This window comes from Luteitalea sp., assembly GCF_022842525.1.
Lineage (GTDB): Bacteria > Acidobacteriota > Vicinamibacteria > Vicinamibacterales > Vicinamibacteraceae > Luteitalea.
The window spans coordinates 1-2,560 of sequence record NZ_JALHPM010000378.1; the positions used below are offsets into that span (position 1 = coordinate 1).

Here is a 2,560-nt window from a genome sequence, read left to right on the forward strand (position 1 = left end):
CGAGGTACTTGAGGCGCAGGCGGACAGCCAGTTCATGACGGGCGGCGGTTGGGAGCGCTCCATCCAATATCGACTTCGCGCCTTGGCGCCTGACGGTGGGTATCCGACGGTCGGCGACGAACCCGTGGAGCTCCTGGCGCTACTGCGACTTGAACACTTCCATGAGCTCGAGCCGAACCCGAACTGGGGCACGATGTTCTTCGACGACGCGATCGACGGGGACGGTACGATGCTGTTCATCACGGCGGAGGCCCCGCTTGCCGCGGTCGAGGCCCACATCCGGGCGGCCGAACTGCGCCTCCCCCGCGCGGTGGTGGTCTTCCTCGGGACGCGCGGCCCGAGGCGTCGGCCTCGCGATGAGCAGCGCAATCCCGAAGGGATTGAGACCACCCCGTTCACTCGCGTGATGATCTCGACGTCGCTGGCGGACACCAAACGGGTCGCCCGACCGTAGGGAGAACCATGGAGACCGTCGCGACGCTCGCCAACCATCTCGGACTCGGCGCACTGCTTGAGCGCGTCGATCGTGTATGCGGACGTCACCGCATGCTCGAGCATTGGCAGCAGGGTGAGTTTCATCACGATCTCGTCATCGAGGTGCCCGAGCCACCAGCCTCGATTCCCGGCGCAGTGCTCGTCGTGGCGACGAACTGCAACGGCGGTGTGAAAGAGATCCTGTGCTTCGAGGAGCCGCCTGCCGTCGCTGCGCTCTGGCACTATCGCTGCCCGGAGAATCCCGAGTTCGCCGGAGCGCTTCCGCCGATCAAGGCGGCGGCTCGAACCATCCACTGGTTCGACCCGTGTGTCCTGTTGACCGAAGACGCGCGAAGCGAGCTGCGTCCGGAGGCGCGGGAGCGTCAGCCTGGTGGCGGCTGGCAGGCCAAGTCGTGCGGGGCCCGTTAGGGCGATCCCGGCTCGCTCTAGCGATCCTCGCTCGGCGTTAGTCGCAGTCTGAGTGCCCGCACCTGCTCGAGCAGCGGCTGCACGCCCGCGATCGACGCACCGAAGTCGAAGGTCACCGACTTGTCCCGACCGGGCCCGAGCAATGTCAGCGACTCCGCGCCACCGTCCGCGCAATCCGGGCAGCCGATCCGTTCGGGCAACGTGTCGAACGCCGCCGCCGCGGCGGTCGCTGCCGCCGCGATGTCCTGCCATTCCTGCGCGGAGAGCGGCGTCGTGAGGCGTTGGAGTGGAAGGTCAGCCCCCGCGCCGCGCCCGTATGCCTCGCGGATGAGTACGGCTTCCGTCTCGGTGATCTCCAACGTCGTCTTACAGTACCCGACGCACATCCCGAATGAGGTCGTGGACGTGATCTTGGTGATCGCGGACGGCTCGGTCGTGACGCGCTGACAGGACGCCAACACGAACAGGGTCAAGACGGCCGAGGCGATGCGGGGGAGTGGGTTCATGCGCAGGACCGGGGCGGGCGAGAGAGTTCGGTGACGGTGCGGTGACGCTCAACAGCTTGATTCTACGGATGATCGTGGCGGCGTCAATGCGGCTGACAGGGTGCTGTTTGGTGAGCGATCTTCACCTACTTCGGTGACTGCATTCGCCAAACGCGACCTACCGTGATACGCGGGGAAGAACGACAGTCCTACACGGGGCGCACTGTATTGTCCGTCGCGAACCGCATTCCTAGGTTGGCCTCCGCAGCACTCACCCTTCAGCGGAGATCATGACCATGCAGAAGAACCTTCGTCGGTTCCTCCTCACCCTCGTGGCCGCGCTCGGACTGTTCGTGGCCCTCACCCCTCGCCAGGCCGTCGCGCAGCAGACGGCCACGGACGCCATCTTCAACTGCATCGACAGGGCGGCGCAGTCCTTCCGTGATTGCGCCGTGGGCGCGCAGGACTACGGTTGGTTCGTTCGCAACTTCATGGAGTTCGGCTGCACCGTCACATACGGCATCGATTCAGCGGCCTGCGTGCCGGTCGGCGCGGCGGTCGGTGCCCTCTCGTCCGTGGTGAAGTAGCGCGTGCGACGCTCGTATGCGACCATCCTGGTGTGCGCAGCCGTGCTCTACGGTTGCGCACCTCAGGACCGCGAGGTGACTCGCGCCGATCGTGGCGCGAGCACACCGGCGCGCTCGGATGCCATCATCCTGGATGGCGATGCGGATCGTCCGTATTCCTTCGTCGGCTTTGCCTCGGTCGGTGACGTGGTCGTCGGGGCGGAGTCGAAGTCGGGCAACCTGTGGCGCGTCGCTCATGATTCGGGTCTGCTGTCACTCGAGCCATGGGGCACGCCTGAGCCAGGCGGCGCCCCGACGGTTGCCATCGGCGCCGGACCGGGCACCATCGGCGTCATCACGCTCAGAGGCCGCCTCCTGGTGTATGACTCCGCAGGCGCGCGCGTGAGCGCCGTCGGCGTGCGACCGGCGGATGGCCAGCGGGTGCTCGGCCTTGTGGGGCTTCGGGACAGTTCGTGGGTGCTGCTGGTGAGCGATCTCCCGCGAGGCGGTCTGTCTTCCGGGGCGTCGGCCTTTCGCGTGACCGCTCGACGGTACGCGAAGTCCGGCGCGGCCACGGACGTGTGGACTCGTTCGTTCCTCGACGCG

General features: G+C 66.8%; 5 protein-coding genes. 4 read left to right on the forward strand and 1 reads right to left on the reverse strand.

The features are described from left to right. Both Q0C41_RS31205 and Q0C41_RS31210 read left to right on the forward strand, forming a co-directional pair. Nucleotides 1–454 (forward strand): hypothetical protein (locus tag Q0C41_RS31205; RefSeq protein WP_291990926.1); only part of this gene is annotated, 454 nt, incomplete at its 5' end. An 8-nt stretch (nucleotides 455–462) separates the two neighbouring features. Beyond that, nucleotides 463–903 (forward strand): hypothetical protein, encoded by a 441-nt coding sequence (locus tag Q0C41_RS31210; RefSeq protein WP_291990928.1) that lies wholly within the window; start codon nucleotides 463–465, stop codon nucleotides 901–903. 17 nt (nucleotides 904–920) lie between these two features. Here Q0C41_RS31210 and Q0C41_RS31215 read toward each other — a convergent pair whose 3' ends face one another. Continuing rightward, complete coding sequence (locus tag Q0C41_RS31215) at nucleotides 921–1,376, reverse strand: hypothetical protein (protein ID WP_291990930.1); 456 nt, start codon at nucleotides 1,374–1,376, stop codon at nucleotides 921–923. 308 nt (nucleotides 1,377–1,684) lie between these two features. Between Q0C41_RS31215 and Q0C41_RS31220 the strand changes: the two genes are divergently transcribed. Next, nucleotides 1,685–1,975: a hypothetical protein gene (locus Q0C41_RS31220; RefSeq protein WP_291990932.1), complete on the forward strand. Its 291-nt coding sequence runs from the start codon at nucleotides 1,685–1,687 to the stop codon at nucleotides 1,973–1,975. A 3-nt stretch (nucleotides 1,976–1,978) separates the two neighbouring features. Beyond that, on the forward strand, nucleotides 1,979–2,560 hold a 582-nt coding region (locus Q0C41_RS31225; RefSeq protein WP_291990934.1), incomplete at its 3' end, for a hypothetical protein.